Here is an 18,703-nt window from a genome sequence, read left to right as displayed (position 1 = left end):
CCGGGGTCGGCGCGGTGCGACACCCGCAGCCCGGACCGGCTGCGGGTGGGCCGGGTACGGGGAGGAGTCGCGAGGTGCGGTACGGGATCCTGGGGCCGTTCGAGGTCCGGTTCGACGACGTTCCGGTGGTGGTGCCGCGCCCGCGGCAGCGTGCCGGGCTGGCCCTGCTCCTGCTCAACGCCAACCGTCCGGTCGGCATCGACCGGATGGTGGACGCGCTCTGGGGCGGGGCGCCGCCGCGCACCGCCCGCGCGCAGGTGCACACCGTCGTCTCCACCGTCCGGCGGGCCCTTCCGCCGCAGGCCGCGCAGGGGCTCACCCTCGAAGCGGTCGGCTACCGACTGGTCGTACGGGAGGAGGAGTTGGACGCGGAGCGGTTCGGCGCGGCGCTGGCCGCCGCCCGGGTGCTGGCCGGGCAGGGCCGCCCGGAGGAGGCAGCCGACCGGCTCCGGCAGGCTCTGGCCCTGTGGCGCGGCGAGGCCCTGAGCGGCATCGAGGCGCCGTTCGCCGCCGCGGCCCGGGCCCGGCTGGCCGAAGAGCGTTTCGCCGCCCACGAGTTGCTGGCCGACCTGGAACTCGCCCGTGGCAGGCACCGTGAACTGGTGCCCGAACTGACGGCGCTCGCCGGCGAGTTCCCCGCACGCGAGTCCATCGCCGAACGGGCCGCCCAGGCGCTCTACCGCTGTGGGCGGCAGGCCGACGCGCTCGCCGTCGTCCGGGCGACCCGCCGGGTGCTGGCCGAGGAGTACGGGCTCGACCCCGGTGAGCGGCTGCTGGAACTGGAGGCCGCGATCCTGCGGCACGAACTGCCCGCCGCCCCGCTGGCCCGGGCCGACACTGCCGGGCCGGACCTCGCGGGGCCGGACCTCGCGGGGCCGGACCTCGTGGGGACACGGCCGCAGCCGCAGCCGCAGCCGCAGCCGCAGCCGCAGCCGCAGCCGCAGTCGCAGTCGCGGCTTCCGCCGGCCCTGCCGGTCCCGGCCCAACTGCCCAGGTTCGCCTCCGGGTTCGTCGGCCGCCGGGCGGAGATCGACCGCCTCGCCGAGCTGTCCGCGGCGGGCGACGGCGCCGGCCGGATCGTCGCGGTGACCGGCCCGGCCGGGGTGGGGAAGACCTCCCTGGTGCTGCGCTCCGCCCAGGACCTCGCCGCCCGGTACCCGGACGGCCAGCTCTTCGTCGACCTGCACGGCTACGACCGGGCGGAGCACGAGCCGCCCGCCCGGGTGCTGGAACGCCTGCTGATCGCCCTCGGCGTCCCCGGGCCGCTGATCCCGTCCGACGCGGCCCTGCGCGAGGACCTCTACCGGTCGACCGTGGCCGGGCGCCGGCTCCTGGTGGTGCTGGACGACGCCCGTGACTACGAGCACGTCCGCCCGCTGCTGCCGAGCTCCCCGCAGAGCTTCACCGTGGTCACCAGCCGGGGCAAGCTCGGTAGCCTGGTCGCCGCCACCGGCGCGGTGCCCCTGCGGCTCGGCGTGCTGTCGCCGACGGACTCGGTCGAGGTGCTCGGCCGGATCGCGGGCCGGGACCGGATCGCCGGATCGCCGGAGGCCGCCGGGGAACTCGCCCGGCTCTGCGGCGGACTGCCGCTGGCCCTGCGGATCTCGGCCGTGCGGCTGGTCGAGCGGCCCGACCTGCCGCTCTCCGGCCTGGCCGCGGAACTCACCCCCGAGGACGAGCGGCTCACCGCCCTCAGTCTGCCGGACGGCGGACTGACCGTCTCCAGGGCGCTGGAGCACACCTACCGGCGGCTCGGCCCGGACGCCGCCCGCCTGCTGCGGCTGCTCGGCCTGCACCCGGCCGAGGCCGTCACGGAGGCCGTCGCCGCCGCCCTGCTCGGCCCGGCGGACGCCCCGCTCGGCGCCTCGGGAGCACCGGCCCGGCCGCTGCTGCGGATCCTGGAGTCGCTGCACCTCATCGAGCCCGCCGGCCCGGCCGGCCGCTACCGGATGCACGACCTGGTCCGGCTGTACGGCCGGGAACTCGCCGCCGGGGACGAGGCGGCCTCGGCCGCCGCCCGGGACCGGATGTTCGACTGGTACGTCACGGTCGCCGACGCCGCCCAGCGGCTGATGGCTCCGGCCGCCCCCCACGTCCCGGTGGAGCCGCGCCACCGTTGGAGCGGCCCGCACCCCTTCGACGGGGCGGCCGCCGCCCGGGAGTGGTTCGAGGCGGAGGGTGCCACCCTGCTCGCCCTGACCAGGCTCGCCGCCTCGCTCGGCGACCACCGCACCACCTGGCAACTGGCCACCGTGCAGCAGAGTCACCTGATCGGCGGCCACGGCCTCGACACCCTGGTGGAGACCCAGCAGCTCGGCGAGCGCGCGGCCGTCCTGGCCGGGCACGACCTGGCCGCCGCCACGCTCGCGAGCAGCCTCGGCATCGCGTTCGCGATCCGCCGGGACGACCGCGCCCGCGGGTACCTCCTGCGGGCCGTCACCGGCTTCCTCGCCCTGGGCGACCTGCGCCGCGCCGCCGTCACCCGGCTGTACCTCGGCGACCTGGACGACGCGACGGCCCACCGGCTCTGCCTCGCCGCGCTGGGCAGCCCGGCGGCCGAGGACGGGGAACGGCTGGAGCGGGCCGTCCGGGACCGCCTCGCCGAGTCGGCCTGACCGTGCGGCGCAGTGCAACCGCAGTTCGGGGCGGGTGGGGCGGGCGGGTAGCGGATGGAGAGGGGGTGAGTAGCGGGGCCGCCGAGGATGGTGACCACAGCCCCACCGGGTCCCGCCCGGCGGGGCGGCCGGACCGGACCCGGTCCGGCCCGGGATCCAGAGAGCGAAGGAGACGACCATGCAGAACGAGAACACCGAGAAGGTCACCGTCCAGGTCGAGGACGAGGCCGCCGCCATCGAGATCCGCCTGCTCGACCGGATCGAGACCATCGGTTCCAAGGCCGTCGAGGGCTGATCCTCCGACGCGCAGCGCGACACCCAGTGCCGGCGGGGCTGCCCCCCGCCGGCACGTCGGCGTCCCGGGGCAGTTCGACGGACGCCGCCGCCCGCGCGCCACCCCGTGCGCCGCCCGGCGCCGCCCGCGCCACCCGGCGTGCCGCCAGCAGACCGAACTCCCGGGAGGAGCAGCTCCGATGAGACTTCCGAAGGTCAAATTCGACCACCTGCCGTACCGCACCGCCGACGGCTCGGTGCGGATCGGCGGCGAACTCTACGGCCTCGGGGCCGAGATCCGCGACCCGCACGGATGGGTCTGGACGGCCCTCGGCCTGCTGGACGGCACCCGCGCCGAGGACCGCGTCGTCGACGAACTCCGCTCCGCGCATCCGGAGTTGACTGCCGCCTCGGCCCGCGGCCTGGTCGGCGCACTGATCGCCACGGGCTACCTGGAGGACGCCGTCGGCGCCGACACCGAGCTGCTCGACGCCGCCGAGCGGGCCCGGTACACCAAGAACCAGGCGTTCTTCCGCCGGATCGACCTGCGGCCCCGGGAGAGCCAGTGGGACGCCCAACTGAGGCTCAAGCGCGCGAGCGTGGTGGTCCTCGGCCTCGGCGGCACCGGCAGCCACGCCGCCTGGGCGCTGGCCGCCGCCGGGGTCGGCCGGGTGCACTGCGTCGACCCGGACCGGGTCGAGCTCTCCAACCTGACCCGTCAGGTGCTCTACACCGAGGCCGACCTCGGCCGCCCCAAGGCGGAGGTCGCCGCCGAGCGGCTGCGCGCCGTCAACTCCCGGATCCGGGTCACCCACGACACCCGGCGGGTGGACGGCCGGGACGCGCTCGCCGAGACCGTCGCCGGGCACGACGCCCTGGCCCTGTGCGCGGACGAGCCGGACGGCGAGACCCTCCGGGGCTGGGCCTCGGAGGTCTGCGCCGGCACCGGCGTGCCCTGGGTCGGCGGCGGCTACAACGGCCCGTTCGTCTCGGTGGGCACCTTCACCCGGGAAGGGCCCTGCTTCCAGTGCGTCGCCGCCGGTGAGGAGGCCAGACTGCCCGACGGCCCGCCGCCCCGGCTCGGTGGCAGCGGCGTGCTCTCGGCCTCCGCGGGCATCTCCGGAAACCTCGTCGCCTATGAGGTCGTCGCCCTGCTCACCGGGACGTCCCGGCTGGCCCCCGGCTACCTGCGGGCCGTCAACCTGATCGCCCCGGACGACCAGCCGCTGATCCGTCACGAGCGTCGGCCCGACTGCCCCCACTGCCGTGGCTGACCGGCCCGGCGACGGCGGACCGGCCGTGCTCGGAACGGTCGAGTTCCATCCGCTCGGGATGCGCGAGGACGCCGGGGAGTGGATCGTCGGCCGGGCCGACACCGGGGACTTCGTGGCCCTGCCGCCCTCGGGCGTCCAGGCCATCCGGCTGCTCCGGTCCGGCCTGACGGTCGACGAGACGGCGGCCCGCATCCACCGGGACAGCGGCCGGCGGATCGCCGTGGCACCCTTCGTGGAGTCCTTGACGCGGCTGGGCTTCGTCCGCTCCGTGGACGGCCGGCCGGTGGACTCCGCCCCGCCGGTGCGGGCGAGCCTGCCGTGGATCCGTACCGAGCACGTCCGCTGGCTGCTCAGCCCGTTCCTCCCGGCCGTCCTGCTCGCGGTCGCGGCGGCCGCCGCGGTCCTGCTGGCCGCCCGGCCGGAGCTGCGGCCGGGCTGGCAGGACCTGGTCTGGAGCGACCGGGGCACCTTCGTGCTCGCCGGGCAGGCCGCGCTCACCTGGGCGCTGCTCTACGTCCACGAGCTGTCGCACCTGCTGACCGCCCGCGCGGCCGGGGTCCCGGGGAGGATCCGGCTGGGCACCCGGTTGCAGTTCCTGGTGATGCAGACCGACGTCTCCGGCATCTGGCAGTGCCCCCGGAAGGTCCGCTGCACCGTCTACCTCTCCGGCATGGTGCTGGACCTCGGCATCGCCGGCGGGTGCGTGCTGATCGAGACCGGCACCGGCCCGAACCGGCTGCTCTCCCTCCTCGCGTTCAGCAAACTGCTCGCCGTGGCCGTCGAGTTGATGGTCTTCATGCGGACCGACGTGTACTTCCTGCTCCAAGACCTGCTCTCCTGCCGCAACCTCTACCGGGACGCGGCGGCCCACTGCCGCCACCTCGCGGCCCGATGCGCGGGCCGGGCCCACTCCGACCCGTTGACCGCCCTGCGGCCCCGGGAGCGGCGGATCGTGCGCGGCTACGCCGTGCTGATGGTGCTGGGCACCGTCGGCTCGCTGGTCCTCGCCTACCTGGTGTTCGTCCGGGTCACCCTGGTGCTGCTGACCCGGGCCCTGCACACCCTCGGCGGCCCGGCCGACCCGGTCTCCCTCGCCGACGCCGTCGCCACGGTCGTCGCCCTGGTCGCCACCCAGGGGCTGTGGGCGCGGGCCTGGTGGCGCCGGCACGGCCCGAAGGTCCGCCCGGCGCTGCGCTCGCTGCTCCGGGGCGGACGGCCGGCCGGGGCCGGTCGGTAGCGGCGGCGGGTGCCCGGCTGGTATCGATAGGGGCGTGCGATTCGAACAGGTGCCGATGCCGGAGCAGGTGGGGGAGCGCCCCCGGGACGCCCGCGGGTACCCGGTGCCGGCGATCACGCCGTGGCAGGACGGGCAGCCGCAGTTCGCGCTGACCGACCACGGGCGCAGCGCCGACTGCGCGCTGGAGCGCCGCTGTTCGGTGTGCGGCGCCCTCATGCCGCGCGGTCCGGTCTGGCGGGTGGTCGGTCCGGCGGAGAGCGCCGCGATCGCGGAGGCGCTCGGGGCCGGGCGCCCGTACCGCAATCTGGCGCCCACCATGGAGGGCCCGGGTCACCGCGCCTGCATGCTGTACGCGTCGATGGTGTGCCCGTACCTGGCCCGGCCCAACGCCCGTCGGCGGGTGAGCGCCGAGGGCGCGGGGGAGGGGCTGACCGCCGCCGCCGTCCGCGGTGCGGCGCGCGGTGGGACGGGCGCGGTGGTCGGGTTCGGCGACTACGAGTACGCCGTCACCGAGGAGCGGGTGCTGTTCCGCTTCCTCGACCTGGTCGAGTTCCTGCCGCACGAGTCGGCGGACGAGCACCTCGCTGAACTGCGTGCCGAGTTGGCGCGCCCGACCCCGGATCAGGGCCGGTAGACCGGCAGGCCCTTGACGGTGGAGACCTGGACCGGGGCCGCCGAGCCGTCGGCCGGTACGGTGCTGATGCCGTCCGGGGTGCGGGCCGCGACGGTCCTGCCGTCGGGGGACCACGCGGGCTCGGTGTAGTCCGTGGTGGCCGAGGGGGTGAGGTCCTTCTCGGTCGTCCGGTCGTGCTCGGTGGAGCGGGTGAACAGGTGGTCGTGGCCGTTCACCGAGCGGACGAAGACGATGTTCCCGCCGTCCGGGGACAGCGCGGGCTGGGAGCCCTTGCCGATGTCCCGGGTGGCCGGGCGGATGTAGTCGTCGTAGATGTACACCTCGCCGGACGGGGTGTTGGCGTACGCGATGTCGGCCCGCTGCCCGCCGGCGTTGGCCCAGGTGTTGCCGGTCTGCGGCGGCTGCGGGGCGCCGGCCGCGTCGCCGGCCTCGGAGTTGTGCGGGGCGAGTTCCTCGACGGCGCCGCCCTTGGCGGGCACCTTCTCCAGCCGCAGCACGCCGCCCTTGTTGGAGGTGAACACGATGTTGTTGTAGCGGTCGGTCTCGTCGGGCACCGCGCCGCCGCTCGGCCCCTTGTCGGCGTGCTGCCAGGTCGGGTGGGACCAGGTCTCGCCACTGGGGGCCTTGGCGAGGGTCGCCCTGCCGCTGCCGTCCGGGGCGGCGGTCAGCAGGTTGCCGTCGCCGTCGACGAAGACGGCCTTCTTGCCGTCGGGGGACCACGCGAGGTCGCGCACCACGGTGCCGAAGTCGACGGTGGTGCCGTTCATGGCGACCGTCCGGGTGCCCGTGCTGATGGTCAGGTGGTTGGCCGCGGAGGTGCCGTTGACCTCCTTGCCGCCGGACTCCTTGCCCCCTGGCTCCTTGCCGCCCGGCTCCTTGCCGCCCGGCGCCGGGCTGCCGGAGTGCGATCCGCCGCCCGGCGCCGCCGTGACCGGCGCGCTGGGGGCGGCGGTCGATCCGGAGTCGCCGTTCTCGGGGCCGCAGGCGGAGAGCAGGACCGCGCCCGCGGTGGTCATCAGGGCGATGGCGGCGGCGCTGCCGAATCTGTTGCGCACGGACATCTCTTGGTCCCCCTCGGTGGTGCTGTGGCTTTCGACAAGGAGGTTCCCAGTCCGAGGTCCGCGGCCGGTGCGGGCTTCGTCACAACCCTGGAACAGTGATGCGGGGCCGCCGGGGTGGGGACCGGGGCCGGGCCGCCCGACGCCGCGTCAGCCGGACGCCGCGTCAACCGGCCGCGCCCGCAAGGGCCGAAGCACTCGGAGGCCGAGCGCTCAGAGGCCGAGCTCGGTGAGGCCCGGGTGGCCGTCCGGGCGTGGGCCGGCCGGCCAGTGCAGCAGGCGCTCCCCGGGAGCGATCGGCAGGTCGTTGATGCAGGCGAGCCGACGGGCCATCAGGCCGTTCGCGTCGAACTCCCAGTTCTCGTTCCCGTGCGAGCGGTACCACTGCCCGGCGTCGTCGTGCCACTCGTAGGCGAAGCGGACGGCGATCCGGTCGCCGTCGTGCGCCCACAGCTCCTTGACCAGGCGGTAGTCGAGTTCGCGCTGCCACTTGCGGGTGAGGAAGGCGGCGAGTGCCGTCCCGGTGGTCACTGCCCGGGCGGTGTTCCTGGTGGTCCTGCCGGCGGTGCTGCGGTCCATGGGGAGGTCGTCCTCTCGGTGGGGGGAAGAGGTCGTGCTCGGATCCGGCGATTCCTTGTTAGGAAACCTTCCTAACAATTGGCATTGAACCACCGACCGCTGCCCCCGCCAAGCCGTCGGGCGGGGTGGAGTTCGGTGCGGGTACGCCCCTTGCGCCCCACGCGCCCCTCGTTTATCGCCCGTTGATCGCCGCCGCCTAGCGTCGGGGCCATGGACGACAGGACGGCCGAGTGGCCGGGGGCGGCGCCCGAGGGGCGGATGACCGAGCAGGACGCCGAGCGGTTCCGGCAGTTGCTGGCCGGGCTGGAGAGCTCGCTGGCGGCGGACCGGGAGGTGGCGGGGCGTGAGACCTGAGGCCGCCGAAGCGCGCGGTCCGGTGGCGGTACTGCCGCTCTGGCGGCGTGGGGAGGAGCACCGGGACGCGGACCGGCCCGGGGTGCTGCGGGGGCACCCCGGGCCGGTGGCGTCGGATCAGCCGGAGCCGGAGCCCGAGCCGGAGGAGGCGCCCAGGGGGGCGCCGGTGCCGGTGTCGGAACGGAACTGATCGACCGTCAGCAGTCGCACCCACAGTCGCAGCCCTCGCAGCCACAGGAATCGCAGCAGTCGCACCCGCACTTGCCGCACTCGCAGCAGCTGGGGTCGCAGCAGTCGCAGGCTTTGCCGCAGTCGTGCCGCTCGCAGAAGCCCTTGCGGCGCTCCCGGCTGAACGGGTCGTCGTGCTCGCAGCAGAGCAGCTGGCAGGAGCAGGCCATCAGGGCCCACACCGCGCACCCGGCGAGCAGGTTGCGCGGGTGCGGCGGCTTCCCGCCGAGCGGCGGGCCGAAGCCCGGGCCCTGCGGCACCCACGGGGGGAGGGGCGCCTGCTCCGGGGCCTGGCCGGGCGGCACCTGACGCGGCGGCGCGTCCTGCGGGGTGTCGGCGGTGGCGTGCTCGGCCCCGACCGGACCGCGCCGGCAGCTTGCCGCGTGCCCGGCCCGGCCGAAGACCCGGTCCACCGCGGTCTCCGTCTCGTGGGCGAGCAGCACGTGCACCAGGGCCCGGTCGGTGAGTTCGACCTCCCGGAGCGCGAGCCGGATGCCGTGCACGGCGTCCCGGCAGAGCCGTTCGGCCTCGGCCCGGTCGGTGCCGGTGGCGGTCAGCGGGTTCCAGGCGCCCGAGGCGGCGTCGGCCGCCTGGTCCTCGGCGGCGTCCAGCAGGTGGGCGAGCCGGCCGAACAGCCGCCCGGCCTCGGCGAGCGGGGCGGCGTTGCCGGGCCGCCCGGCGATCACGGCGGTGTGCGCGAAGGCGGCCGAGGTGGCGGTCTCGGTGGGCTCGGTGACCAGCAGCACGGAGCCGCCGGGCCGCAGCGAGCGCTCCAACTCGCCCTGCCGGGAGGCGGCGTCGAGCAGCACGGCGGTGTCGAAGCCGACCGCGGAGGCGCTGCCCGCGCTCTGCCGGTCCCAGCGCCTGGTCACCGCGCGGGCCCCGGCGGCCACCGGGCGGCGGGCGAACACGCCGTCCCGGTCCTCGACGTGGTCGCGGATCTTCACCGAGGCGAGCGCGAGCGAGACGGCGGCCGCCAGCCGGGCGCCCTCGCCCTTGGCGACGGAGGCCGTGCGCATGCCGCGCAGCGGGCAGGGCCCGGCCGTGCGGCGCCAGTTGGTGTCGGTCGGGGCGGCCTGCGCCTCGACCAGGACGGAGATGATCAGGCCGTCGTAGTTGGTGGCGGTCCGGGCGAGCTGCCCGTGGTCGTCCCGCAGGGCGAGGCAGAGCCCGCACAGGTGCGCCATCCAGGAGGTGCGGAGGCGTTCCGACAGCCGGTGGCCGCACGGTCTGATGATGCCGAACACGATCGTTGCTCCCCCTCGCCGGTGGGCCGCGGCACGGCCCCTCGGGCCGCTGACCGGCCCCTTTGTCGCCGAACATCATATGATCACCGGCTCGGTGACGGTCGACGGGCGGCCGAACCGAGGCCGCCTCGAGACCGAGCCGCCGTCAGACCTTCACGGCTTCCGGAGAACTCCCGGGAGGCGGTCCCAGATCCGGGATAGCATCACGGATATGGGAATCGACACCGCCGCCGACGAACGGCTGGCACAACGGCTCGCCGAGTTGCGGGTCGAACGCGGCTGGACGCTGGAGGAGTTGGCGCAACTGGCCGACGTCAGCCGGTCCACCCTCTCCCGGGTGGAACGCGCCGAGGTCAGCCCGACCGCCGCCCTGCTCGGGCGACTGTGCACCGTGTACGGGCGGACCATGTCCCGGCTGCTCGCCGAGGTGGAGTCCGGCCCCGCCCGGCTGGTCCGGGCCGGCGACCAGCAGCTCTGGCGCGACGAGGCCACCGGCTTCGTCCGTCGCTCGGTCTCCCCGCCGCACGGCTCGCTGCACGCCGAGATCATCGAGGGCCGGCTCCCGGCCGGCGCCGACATCGCCTACGACCGCCCCTGCCTGCCCGGGCTGGAACACCACCTCTGGCTGTTCGAGGGGCAGTTGGAACTCACCCTGGACGGCGAGGCCGAACTCCTCGGCCCCGGCGACTGCCTGCGCTACGGCTCCGGCAGCATGCGCTTCCGCAGCCTCGGCCCGGGCGAGGCCCGCTACGCCCTGGTGGTGGTCGAGTCATGAGCACCGCCACCGGCCCGATACCGGAGCGGGCGGGCAGGCAACGCTTCGACGCCGCCGGGCGCCGCGTCCTGCTGGTCTGCGTCGCGGGCGGCTTCACCACCCTGATCGACCAGTCCGTCCTGAACACCTCCCTCCCCGCCCTGCGCCAGACCCTGCACGCCCAGCCCGCCCACCTCCAGTGGATCGTCGCCGGGTACTCCCTCGCCTTCGGCCTCGCGCTGATCCCCGGCGGCCGCCTCGGCGACGTCAAGGGCCGCAAGTGGTTCTTCGTCACCGGCCTGGCCCTGTTCACCGCGGTCAGCCTGGTCTCCGCGACCGCCACCGCCCCGGAGGTGCTGATCGCCGCCCGACTGCTCCAGGGCGTCGGCGCCGGACTGGTCAACTCCCAGATGATCGGCACCCTCCAGGACGTCTTCGACGGCCAGCTGCGCGCCCGCGCCCTCGGGATGTACGCCGTCACCGGCAGCCTCGCCTTCGCCCTCGGCCCGCCGGTCGGCGGCCTGGTCCTGGCGGCGGCCGGCCCCGAACTCGGCTGGCGGCTGACCTTCCTGCTCAACCTCCCGTTCGGCCTGGCGACCCTGCTGCTGGCCGTCCGACACCTGCCCGCGCCCCGCCCGGCCACCCGGCACGCCGACCTCGACCTGCTCGGCCTGCTGCTGGTCGGCGCGCTCACCCTCGCCCTGATGCTGCCCTTCGTCCAACCGCCCGGCTGGGCCGGCTGGCTGGCCTTCGGAGCCGGCGCCCTGGCCCTGCTCGGCGCACTGGTCGGATGGCAGCGCCGCTACGCCCGGACCGGCGGGCACCCGCTGATCCACCCCGCCCTCAGCCGCTCCGCGCCGTACGCGCTCGGCACGGCCACCGCGATGGCCCAGTTCGGCTCCTCGCTGGCCGCCTCGCTCGTCCTCACCATGTTCCTCCAGGACGGCCTGGGGCTGTCCCCGATGGGCGCCGCCCTGGTCTCGCTGCCCTCCGCGCTGGCCATGGCGGCGGCCTCCGCGCTCGCCTGGCGGGTGGTGCAGCGGCTCGGCCGGCGCACCGTCACCCTCGGGATGACCGGCTCCGCGCTCGCCATGCTGCTCAGCGGCGCCGTCGCGCACTGGGCCCCGGCCGCCGTGCTGCCCTGGCTGCTCGCCCTGCTCCAACTGCTCAGCGGCGCCTCGGTCGGCCTGATGGGCTCCACCAACCAGGCCTACGTGCTGCGCCACGCGCCCGCCGAGGCGGCCGGCGTCAGCGGGGCGATCCTGCAGATGGCGCAGCGGATCGCGGCGGCCGTCGCGGTCTCCGCGCTGTCCGGGGTCTACCTGCGCGAGACGGCCGGGGGCGGCGGCCACCGCTCCGCCTACCTGGCGGCGAGCCTGGTCTGCGCGGCGGTGGCCGGACTCGCCGTGCTGGCCTCGGTGTTCGCCGGCCGGCCGGCCGGGCCGGAACGCACCCCCGACGGCACCGCCCCGGTGCGCCGAGGGCGAACGGCCGTCCGGTAGCAGCCGGTCGGCGCGTACGGTGTCGCCATGACGACAGTACGAACGGTGGAACTGCCCGGCGTCACGCTCGCCTACCGGGAGAGCGGACGCCCCGACGGCCCGCCGCTGGTGCTGCTGCACGCCCTCGGCGAGCGCGCCGCCGACTGGGAGCCGGTGCTGCCCGAGCTCGCCCCCGACCACCACGTGTACGCGCTCGACCTGCGCGGCCACGGCGACAGCGGCCGCACCGCCCGCTACGGCCTGGCCGAGATGCGCGAGGACGTGCTCGCCTTCCTCGACGCGCTCGGCCTGGCCCGGGTCGACCTGGTCGGCCACTCGATGGGCGGCGTGGTCGCCTACCTGCTCGCCCAGGCCGCACCCGAGCGGGTCGACCGGCTCGTCCTGGAGGACATCGCCGCCCTGTACCCGCGCCCGTCGAGCGTGCCGCCCGAGGGCGCGGACGAACCGGCGCACTTCGACTGGGCGATGGTCCGGGCCGTCAAGGCGCAGCTCGACACCCCCGACCCGGCCTGGCGGGAGGGGCTGGCCCGGATCACCGCCCGCACCCTGGTCGTCGTCGGCGGTGCCACCAGCCACATCCCGCAGGAGCGGGTCGCCGAACTCGCCCGGCTCGTCCCGGACTGCCGCCTGGTCACCATCGAGGCCGGGCACCTGGTGCACCGCACCCGGCCCGCCGAGTACGTCGCCGCCGTGGCGCCGTTCCTGGCGCCCTGAGCGACCCGGCTGTCCCACCCGGACCCCGCCGGTCGACGCCTGCCCCCTCAGACCCCCTGCTCGGCGGGCAGCCGCCCGCTGCGCACCGCCGCCAGCAGCTCGGCGTGGTCGGCCTCGGTGCGGTCCGCGTAGGTGACGGCGAAGGCCGCGACCGCCTCGTCCAGCGCCTCGTTCTTGCCGCAGTACCCGGCGAGCAGCCCCGGGTCGGCGGTGTGGGCGTGCGCCCGGGCGAGCAGCGCCCCGGTGATCCGGGCGTAGTCGTCCAGCTGGCCCGGCAGCAGCGCGGCCGGGTCGACGCTGCCCTTGCGGTTGCGGAACTGCCGTACCTGGTAGGGGAGTCCGTCCACGGTGGTCCACCCGAGCAGGGTGTCGCTGACCACCTGCATGTGCTTCTGGCCGAGCACCACGCGCCGCCCCTCGTGCTCCTCCGGCCGCTGCCCCCGGCCGCCGTCCAGGTACGGCAGCAGCACGGACGGCCGGGCCTCCTTCACCTGGAGCACCAGCGGCTGGTCCCGGTGGTCGGTGAGCAGCACGACGTACGAGCGGGTGCCGACGCTGCCGGTGCCGACCACCCGGAACGCCACGTCCTGCACCCGGTAGCGGGACAGCAGGGTGCGCACCTCGGCGGGCACCGTCGCCACGTACGGGCCCAGCGCCCCGGCCACCGCCCGGGCGGTCGCGTCGGTGACCTCGGTGAGCACCGGCGGGGCGGCCGTGAAACGCCAGCCGCCGTCCGCGGTACGGATGGTGCTGCGGGCGGCGAACCGGGCGCTGGTGTTGCCGAGGGCCTTCGCACCGACCTTGGTCAGCACCTCGGTGAGGTCGTGCGCCTCGGTGAAGGACACCAACTGCTCGTCCGCCACGGCGTTCCAGGCGTCCAGGGCGGGCAGCTTGGCGAGGGTGCGCATGGTGCGCCGGTAGGAGGCGGCCGCGTGCGCGGCGGCGGCCCGGGCGGTGGTCTCGCTCGCCCCGGTCTCCCGCCCGGCCAGCACCAGGCTGGTGGCCAGCCGCTTGAGGTCCCACTCCCAGGGGCCGGGCACGGTCTCGTCGAAGTCGTTGATGTCCATCACGAGTTGGCCGCGCGCGTCGCCGTACAGGCCGAAGTTGGCCGCGTGGGCGTCCCCGCACAGCTGCGCGGTGACGCCGGTCACCGGAGTGCCCGCGAGGTCGGCGGCCATCAGCCCGGCCGACCCGCGCAGGAAGGCGAACGGGGTGGCGGCCATCCGGCCGACCCGGATCGGCACCAGCCCGGGGATCCGGCCGGCATTGGAGGCCTCGATCGCCGCCACGGCGGTGGGCCGGTCGGGCGCGGGCGTGAACTCCGCGTGCCGCTCCCGGGGGACGCGCTCGCGCAGGGCCTTGCCCTGCTCGCGGGCCCGCTGCGCCCGGCCGTCCGGGCCGGTCGCGAATCCGGGGACGCCGAACTGCCGCCGTGCCGTGCTGCCTCTGTTCTCCGTCACTGTCCCCGCCCCGCCCGCCTTGCTCGAACTCCCGCCCGTGACCTGCACGGATGGCTCAACAGGGGGAGGACGTCCGGGATGGCGCGGTGGTTCCCGGGGCCGCTGGGCCAGCTGGGGCCCGCCGTGCCGTGCGGGCGGACCGGGGCCTACCGTGGGGCGGGTGACTGAGCTTCGGAACGGCCTGACGGTACGACTGCCCGCTGCCGCGGCGGCGCTGGTGACGGTGGCGGCGGGCCTGGGCGTGCGCGCCGTGCTGACCGGCGAGGTGGCCAAGTGCGCGGGCGACGCGCTCTACACCGTGCTGGTGTACGCCCTGGTGGTGCTGGTCGCGCCCCGGGTGCGGCCGCTGCGGGCCGCCCTGGTGGCGGCCGCGGTGAGCTGGGCGGTGGAGCTGTTCCAGGCCACCGGCCTGCCGGACGCCTGGGGGCGGCACAGCGCGCTGGTGCACCTGGTGCTCGGGTCGACCTTCAACCCGCCGGACCTGTTCTGGTACCTGGTCGGCGCGGCGGGCGCCGCGCTGTCGCACCGGGTGCTGCGGGCCGGCCGGATCAGCCGGCCCGCAGCACCCGGTGCGAATGTCTGATGGCGCGTCAGATTCTGATGGCGCGTCAGAGCGGCAGCAGCTCCGGGCGCTTGGCCTCGACGTGGTCGCCCGAGGACTCCCCGCGCAGGCGTCGGCCGACCCAGGGGATCAGGTACTCGCGGGCCCACTGGAGGTTCTCCCGCCGCTGGTCGGCGGGGGTGAGCGCGCGGGCGGTCGGCCACGGGGCCTCCGGGTCGTCCTGGGTGCGCAGGCCGAGCGAACGGGCGGCCAGCAGGGCGACCCGCTGGTGGCCCTCGGGGGAGAGGTGCAGCCGGTCCTCGCTCCAGGCCCGGCGGTCCTGCACCGCGCGCAGCGACCACAGGTCGGCGACCTTGCAGTCGTAGCGGTCGGCGACCGCCCGCATGTGGCCGTTGTAGGTGGCGATCTTGCCGCGCAGGTGCTTGAGCAGCGGCACCTCGCGGGTGTCGAAGCCGGTGCAGATCAGCACCGTCCCGGCGTTCTCGGCGAGTTGGGCGATGGCGGCCTCGAAGCGGACGGCCACCTCGTCCGGGTCGCTGCCGGGCCGGAGGATGTCGTTGCCGCCGGCGCAGAAGGTGACCAGGTCGGGCTGGAGCCGGCGGACCTGCGGCACCTGCTCGGCCACGATCTGGTCCAACAGCCGCCCCCGCACCGCCAGGTTGGCGTAGCGGAACCCGCCCGGCGGCCGCCCGTCGGCGAGCAGCCCGGCCAGGCGGTCGGCCCAGCCGGCGAAGGCGCCGTCGGCACCGGGGTCGTTCAGGCCCTCGGTGAAGCTGTCCCCGAGGGCGGCGTACGAACTGAGGTCAAGGGTCTCCTGGAGGTTCGGCATGAAAGAGATAGTTCACCCATTCAAGTGACCTACGCCACCGTAGGTGAGCCTGGCGGAACGTGAGATGGGCCACGTACGCTCTACGGCCCCGCCCGGCCGCAGAGCGCCCGGTCCGGGAAAGCACAAGGTCCGTTCCCCCTTCCGCTTTCCGGCCCGCCCGGACGATCCTCGAAGGACGGCGCGCCGCTCCGGCCGCCGTACCTTTCCTGGGGGAGCACCGGCCATGAACAGCTCCGAGAACTGGACCGTCGACGACCGCTGCACCAACTGCGACGTCGCCCGGCAGCTCGCGCCCGACCTGATCCGGGAGCGCGACCGCAAGTCCGAGCTGGTCCGCCAGCCGCGCGACGAGGCCGAGCGCCGCCAACTGCTCGCCGCCGCCCACGCCTGCCCGACCCGCTCGATCCGCCCCGGCAACGGCCCGCTCGACCGGGCCACCGACCCGTTCCCGCTGGCCCTCGACGAGACCGGCGAGGTGCTGCTGCTGGGCCACAACTCGCGGCAGACCGCGGGCGCCACCGCCTACCTCTGTCGCCGCCCCGACGGCTGGGTGATGATCGACACGCCCCGCTGGAGCGAGGCCCTCGCCGCCCGCTACCAGGCGCTCGGCCCGGTCACCGACGTCCTGCTCACCCACCGCGACCACGCGGCGCACGGCCGCGCGTACGCCGACCGGCTGGGCGCCCGGCTCTGGATCCACGAGGGCGACCTCGCCGCGGCCCCGGACGCCGACCGGGTGCTGCGCGGCACCGACCCGGTGGAGGTGTCGCCCGGCCTGGTCGCCCACCCCTTCCCCGGCCACACCCGCGGCAGCGTGCTGTACGTCGCCGACGAGCGGTACTGCTTCAGCGGCGACAGCCTGTACTGGTCCCGCACCAACCGGGACATCGAGGTGCAGGAGGCGGTGACCTGGTACTCGATCGAGGAGCAGGCGGCCTCGCTGGAGCGCAGCCTGGACGCGCTGCGCTTCGAGTGGCTGCTGCCCGGCCACGGCGACAAGCACTGGATGCCCGCCGAGGAGGCGGACCGCCGGCTGCGCGCCCTCGCCGTCCGGGCCCGCGCGCTGCGGACCGGGCCGGTGGACTTCGCCGCGGTGCGCTGGTGAGCGGTCCGGCCCGCCGGTGAGGGTCCGGCCCGGCGCGGCTCGCCGGTGACCCGGCCCGCCGGTGACCCCGTCCGGCCCGCCGGTTCGTGCGCCGGGGCTCGCGCCGGGTGCGCGGGGGGTTGCGCCCGCCGGGGGCGCCCGCGCGGGTGTGCGAGTGGGGATCGCGGGGCAGCCGCCTCAGCAGCGACCCGCAGCTCCGCACCCGAACTCCCCGCGATCCTAGGACGGTTGAGCGATGCCCACGCACACTCCGGCACGTACGGCGCGGCCCCGGCGCTACCTGATGTGCCGGCCGACGTACTTCACGGTGGACTACGCGATCAACCCGTGGATGGACCCGGCGCAGCCCACCGACACCGCGCTCGCCGTCCGCCAGTGGGAGCTGCTGCACCGAACCTACCGCCGCCTCGGCCACACCGTCGAGCTGATCGACCCGGTGCCCGGCCTGCCCGACATGGTCTACGCCGCCAACGGGGCCACCGTGCTGGACGGCCGGGCCCTGGTGGCGACCTTCCGCCACCGGGAGCGGGCCGCCGAGTCCGAGGCCTACCAGTCCTGGTTCCGGCTGCACGGCTACCGCGCGGTGCGCCGCGCCGGGCACGTCAACGAGGGCGAGGGCGACCACCTGGTGGTCGGACGCCGGGTGCTCGCCGGTACCGGCTTCCGCACCTCGCGGGCCGCCCACGCCGAGGCGGAGGAGCTGTTCGGCGTCCCCGTGGTCAGCCTGACCCTGGTCGACCCGCGCTTCTACCACCTGGACACCGCGCTGGCCGTGCTCTCCGACGACCACGTCATGTACTACCCGGAGGCCTTCGACGCCCACAGCCGTTCCGTGCTCCGCACCCTCTTCCCGGACGCGCTCCTCGCCGACCGGGCCGACGCCGAGGTGCTCGGACTGAACGCGGTCTCGGACGGCCGCCGGGTGCTGCTCCCGGACACGGCCAAGAACCTGGCCGGCCGGCTCGCCGAGGAGGGCTACGAGCCGATCCCGGTGGACGTCTCCGAACTGCTCAAGGGCGGCGGCGGGGCGAAGTGCTGCACCCTGGAGCTCAGGCCCTGACCGCGCCCAGCCAGAGGTCCGGCCCGAACACCTCGTAGTGGATGTCCGCCGCCGGGACGCCCGCCGCGAGCAGTTGGCCGCGCACGGCGCGCAGGAAGGGCAGCGGTCCGCACAGGTAGGCGGTGGTGCCGGCCGGGACCTCGACGGTCGACAGGTCGACCAGGCCGGTGCGCTCGGCCGGCCAGTCGCCGAGCGGCTGCTCGTAGAAGACATGGGCGGTGGCGTCGGCGAGCCTGGCGGTCAGCTGCTCCAGGTCGGCGCGGAAGGCGTGGCTGAGCTGGTCGCGGTCGCCGTGCACCGAGACGATCCGCCGGGTGGAGCCGGTGGCGGCGAGGTGGTCGAGCATCGCGGTCATCGGGGTGTTGCCGATGCCGGCGGAGGCGAGCAGCACCGGGCCGTCGCCCTCGGCGAGGGTGATGTCGCCGAGCGGGGGCGCCAGTTCGACGGTGTCGCCGGTGTGCAGGTGGTCGTGCAGGTGGCCGGAGACCTCGCCGCCGGGCTCGCGCTTGACGCTGAACCGCAGGGCGCCGTCGGCCCCGCCGGAGAGGCTGTACTGGCGGATCTGGTGGGCGCCGTCGGCGAGTCGGGTGCGCACCGAGACGTACTGGCCGGGGCGGGAGACGGGGGCGGGGTGGCCGTCGGCCGGGCGGACCAGGTAGCTGGCGACGGTCGAGGTCTCCTGGTGGCGGGCGATCACCGTGTACGGGCGCCACAGCTCGGCCGGGTCGCCGCCGGCCGCGGCCTCGGCGCGCAGCCGGTCCTCGATCGCGATCAGCGCGTTGGCCATCAGCCAGTACACCTCGTCCCAGGCGGCGGCGACCTCCGGGGTGACGGCCTCGCCGAGCACCTCGACGATCGCCGCGAACAGGTGCTCGTGGACGATCTTGTACTGGGCACTCTCGATGCCGACCGAGACGTGCTTGTGGGCGATCCGGGCGAGCATCGCGTCCGGCCGCTGGTCGGGGTGGGCGATCAGCGCGGAGGCGAAGGCGGCTATCGAGCCGGCCAGCGCCTCCCGCTGGGTGCCGTTGGCCTGGTTGCCCCGGTTGAACAGGTCGCGCAGCAGCTCGGGGTGGGCGGCGAACAGCCGGTCGTAGAAGCGCGGGGTGATGTCACCGATCGCGGCGCCCACGACGGGCAGGGTGGCCTCGACGACCTCGGCGGACTTCGCGGACAGCATCAGAGGAACTCCTGACGGGTGGCTGAGAAACTGGTACC

Annotated in this window: 17 protein-coding genes; 11 read left to right on the top strand and 6 right to left on the bottom strand. The window is 75.5% G+C overall.

Annotation, left to right across the window (positions count from 1 at the left end):
• Positions 1 to 74 precede the first annotated feature (74 nt).
• The 4 genes from ACIQWA_RS09815 (at position 75) to ACIQWA_RS09800 (ending at position 6,033) form a co-directional block, all read left to right on the top strand.
• Positions 75 to 2,615: a BTAD domain-containing putative transcriptional regulator gene (locus ACIQWA_RS09815; RefSeq protein ID WP_402480445.1), complete on the top strand. Its 2,541-nt coding sequence runs from the start codon at positions 75 to 77 to the stop codon at positions 2,613 to 2,615.
• A 473-nt stretch (positions 2,616 to 3,088) separates the two neighbouring features.
• Positions 3,089 to 4,162: a HesA/MoeB/ThiF family protein gene (locus ACIQWA_RS09810; RefSeq protein ID WP_402480442.1), complete on the top strand. Its 1,074-nt coding sequence runs from the start codon at positions 3,089 to 3,091 to the stop codon at positions 4,160 to 4,162.
• Positions 4,155 to 5,399, top strand: coding sequence for a hypothetical protein (locus ACIQWA_RS09805; protein WP_402480439.1), 1,245 nt, complete (start codon positions 4,155 to 4,157; stop codon positions 5,397 to 5,399). The genes ACIQWA_RS09810 and ACIQWA_RS09805 overlap by 8 nt, the downstream gene beginning before the upstream one ends.
• 34 nt (positions 5,400 to 5,433) lie before the next feature.
• Entirely contained in the window at positions 5,434 to 6,033 is a 600-nt protein-coding gene (locus tag ACIQWA_RS09800; RefSeq protein WP_402480436.1) for a hypothetical protein, read from the top strand.
• Here ACIQWA_RS09800 and ACIQWA_RS09795 read toward each other — a convergent pair.
• Together ACIQWA_RS09795 and ACIQWA_RS09790 are read right to left on the bottom strand one after the other, a co-directional pair.
• The gene (locus ACIQWA_RS09795; RefSeq protein ID WP_402480433.1) at positions 6,021 to 7,088 is read right to left on the bottom strand and encodes a TolB family protein; all 1,068 of its coding nucleotides are present in this window, start codon (positions 7,086 to 7,088) and stop codon (positions 6,021 to 6,023) included. The two genes, ACIQWA_RS09800 and ACIQWA_RS09795, sit on opposite strands and share 13 nt — an antisense overlap.
• A gap of 216 nt (positions 7,089 to 7,304) precedes the next feature.
• Positions 7,305 to 7,670: a DUF1348 family protein gene (locus ACIQWA_RS09790; protein WP_402480430.1), complete on the bottom strand. Its 366-nt coding sequence runs from the start codon at positions 7,668 to 7,670 to the stop codon at positions 7,305 to 7,307.
• A gap of 210 nt (positions 7,671 to 7,880) precedes the next feature.
• Here ACIQWA_RS09790 and ACIQWA_RS09785 point away from each other — a divergent pair, with 210 nt between their 5' ends.
• The gene (locus ACIQWA_RS09785) at positions 7,881 to 8,024 is read left to right on the top strand and encodes a hypothetical protein (protein ID WP_360240603.1); all 144 of its coding nucleotides are present in this window, start codon (positions 7,881 to 7,883) and stop codon (positions 8,022 to 8,024) included.
• A gap of 197 nt (positions 8,025 to 8,221) precedes the next feature.
• Here ACIQWA_RS09785 and ACIQWA_RS09780 read toward each other — a convergent pair whose 3' ends face one another.
• Positions 8,222 to 9,499: a DUF5685 family protein gene (locus ACIQWA_RS09780; protein WP_402480427.1), complete on the bottom strand. Its 1,278-nt coding sequence runs from the start codon at positions 9,497 to 9,499 to the stop codon at positions 8,222 to 8,224.
• A gap of 211 nt (positions 9,500 to 9,710) precedes the next feature.
• Here ACIQWA_RS09780 and ACIQWA_RS09775 point away from each other — a divergent pair, with 211 nt between their 5' ends.
• The 3 genes from ACIQWA_RS09775 to ACIQWA_RS09765 are packed head-to-tail and all read left to right on the top strand — an operon-like array spanning position 9,711 to position 12,469.
• Positions 9,711 to 10,274, top strand: coding sequence for a helix-turn-helix domain-containing protein (locus ACIQWA_RS09775; protein ID WP_402480424.1), 564 nt, complete (start codon positions 9,711 to 9,713; stop codon positions 10,272 to 10,274).
• Positions 10,271 to 11,755 (top strand): MFS transporter, encoded by a 1,485-nt coding sequence (locus tag ACIQWA_RS09770; RefSeq protein WP_402480422.1) that lies wholly within the window; start codon positions 10,271 to 10,273, stop codon positions 11,753 to 11,755. Before ACIQWA_RS09775 ends, ACIQWA_RS09770 begins: the two co-directional genes overlap by 4 nt.
• A gap of 27 nt (positions 11,756 to 11,782) precedes the next feature.
• Positions 11,783 to 12,469, top strand: a complete 687-nt coding sequence (locus ACIQWA_RS09765; protein ID WP_402480420.1) for an alpha/beta fold hydrolase — start codon at positions 11,783 to 11,785, stop codon at positions 12,467 to 12,469.
• 47 nt (positions 12,470 to 12,516) lie between these two features.
• Here the strand turns inward: ACIQWA_RS09765 and ACIQWA_RS09760 are convergent, their stop codons facing one another.
• On the bottom strand, positions 12,517 to 13,977 hold the full coding sequence (locus ACIQWA_RS09760) for a DUF2252 domain-containing protein (protein ID WP_402480417.1): 1,461 nt from the start codon (positions 13,975 to 13,977) through the stop codon (positions 12,517 to 12,519).
• 112 nt (positions 13,978 to 14,089) lie between these two features.
• Here ACIQWA_RS09760 and ACIQWA_RS09755 point away from each other — a divergent pair, with 112 nt between their 5' ends.
• Entirely contained in the window at positions 14,090 to 14,512 is a 423-nt protein-coding gene (locus ACIQWA_RS09755; protein WP_402480414.1) for a DUF2809 domain-containing protein, read from the top strand.
• Between the two features lie 25 nt (positions 14,513 to 14,537).
• Here the strand turns inward: ACIQWA_RS09755 and ACIQWA_RS09750 are convergent, their stop codons facing one another.
• Positions 14,538 to 15,320 carry an SGNH/GDSL hydrolase family protein gene (locus ACIQWA_RS09750; RefSeq protein ID WP_360240580.1) on the bottom strand — a complete coding sequence of 261 codons (783 nt, stop codon included), beginning with the start codon at positions 15,318 to 15,320 and terminating at the stop codon, positions 14,538 to 14,540.
• A 223-nt stretch (positions 15,321 to 15,543) separates the two neighbouring features.
• Here ACIQWA_RS09750 and ACIQWA_RS09745 point away from each other — a divergent pair, with 223 nt between their 5' ends.
• On the top strand, positions 15,544 to 16,425 hold the full coding sequence (locus tag ACIQWA_RS09745; RefSeq protein ID WP_402480410.1) for an MBL fold metallo-hydrolase: 882 nt from the start codon (positions 15,544 to 15,546) through the stop codon (positions 16,423 to 16,425).
• Between the two features lie 235 nt (positions 16,426 to 16,660).
• The gene (ddaH, locus tag ACIQWA_RS09740) at positions 16,661 to 17,485 is read left to right on the top strand and encodes a dimethylargininase (RefSeq protein ID WP_402480407.1); all 825 of its coding nucleotides are present in this window, start codon (positions 16,661 to 16,663) and stop codon (positions 17,483 to 17,485) included.
• Here the strand turns inward: ddaH and ACIQWA_RS09735 are convergent.
• A complete protein-coding gene (locus ACIQWA_RS09735; RefSeq protein ID WP_402480404.1) occupies positions 17,475 to 18,665 on the bottom strand; it encodes a globin domain-containing protein in 1,191 nt (396 codons plus the stop codon). The genes ddaH and ACIQWA_RS09735 overlap by 11 nt on opposite strands.
• Between the last annotated feature and the right edge of the window lie 38 nt (positions 18,666 to 18,703).

Source organism: Kitasatospora sp. NPDC098652, from assembly GCF_044760155.1.
Taxonomy (GTDB): Bacteria; Actinomycetota; Actinomycetes; order Streptomycetales; family Streptomycetaceae; genus Kitasatospora.
Note: the sequence above shows the minus strand (reverse complement) of the source record. Positions and strands in the feature narration are given on the sequence as shown.

Bases quoted from the DNA above. Each gene is read 5' to 3' on its own strand.
- ACIQWA_RS09745 (WP_402480410.1), top strand. From the start codon at position 15,544: ATGAACAGCTCCGAGAACTGGACCGTCGACGACCGCTGCACCAACTGC.
- ACIQWA_RS09765 (WP_402480420.1), top strand. From the start codon at position 11,783: ATGACGACAGTACGAACGGTGGAACTGCCCGGCGTCACGCTCGCCTAC.
- ddaH (WP_402480407.1), top strand. From the start codon at position 16,661: ATGCCCACGCACACTCCGGCACGTACGGCGCGGCCCCGGCGCTACCTG.
- ACIQWA_RS09790 (WP_402480430.1), bottom strand. From the start codon at position 7,670: ATGGACCGCAGCACCGCCGGCAGGACCACCAGGAACACCGCCCGGGCA.
- ACIQWA_RS09770 (WP_402480422.1), top strand. From the start codon at position 10,271: ATGAGCACCGCCACCGGCCCGATACCGGAGCGGGCGGGCAGGCAACGC.
- ACIQWA_RS09785 (WP_360240603.1), top strand. From the start codon at position 7,881: ATGGACGACAGGACGGCCGAGTGGCCGGGGGCGGCGCCCGAGGGGCGG.
- ACIQWA_RS09775 (WP_402480424.1), top strand. From the start codon at position 9,711: ATGGGAATCGACACCGCCGCCGACGAACGGCTGGCACAACGGCTCGCC.
- ACIQWA_RS09735 (WP_402480404.1), bottom strand. From the start codon at position 18,665: ATGCTGTCCGCGAAGTCCGCCGAGGTCGTCGAGGCCACCCTGCCCGTC.
- ACIQWA_RS09750 (WP_360240580.1), bottom strand. From the start codon at position 15,320: ATGCCGAACCTCCAGGAGACCCTTGACCTCAGTTCGTACGCCGCCCTC.
- ACIQWA_RS09810 (WP_402480442.1), top strand. From the start codon at position 3,089: ATGAGACTTCCGAAGGTCAAATTCGACCACCTGCCGTACCGCACCGCC.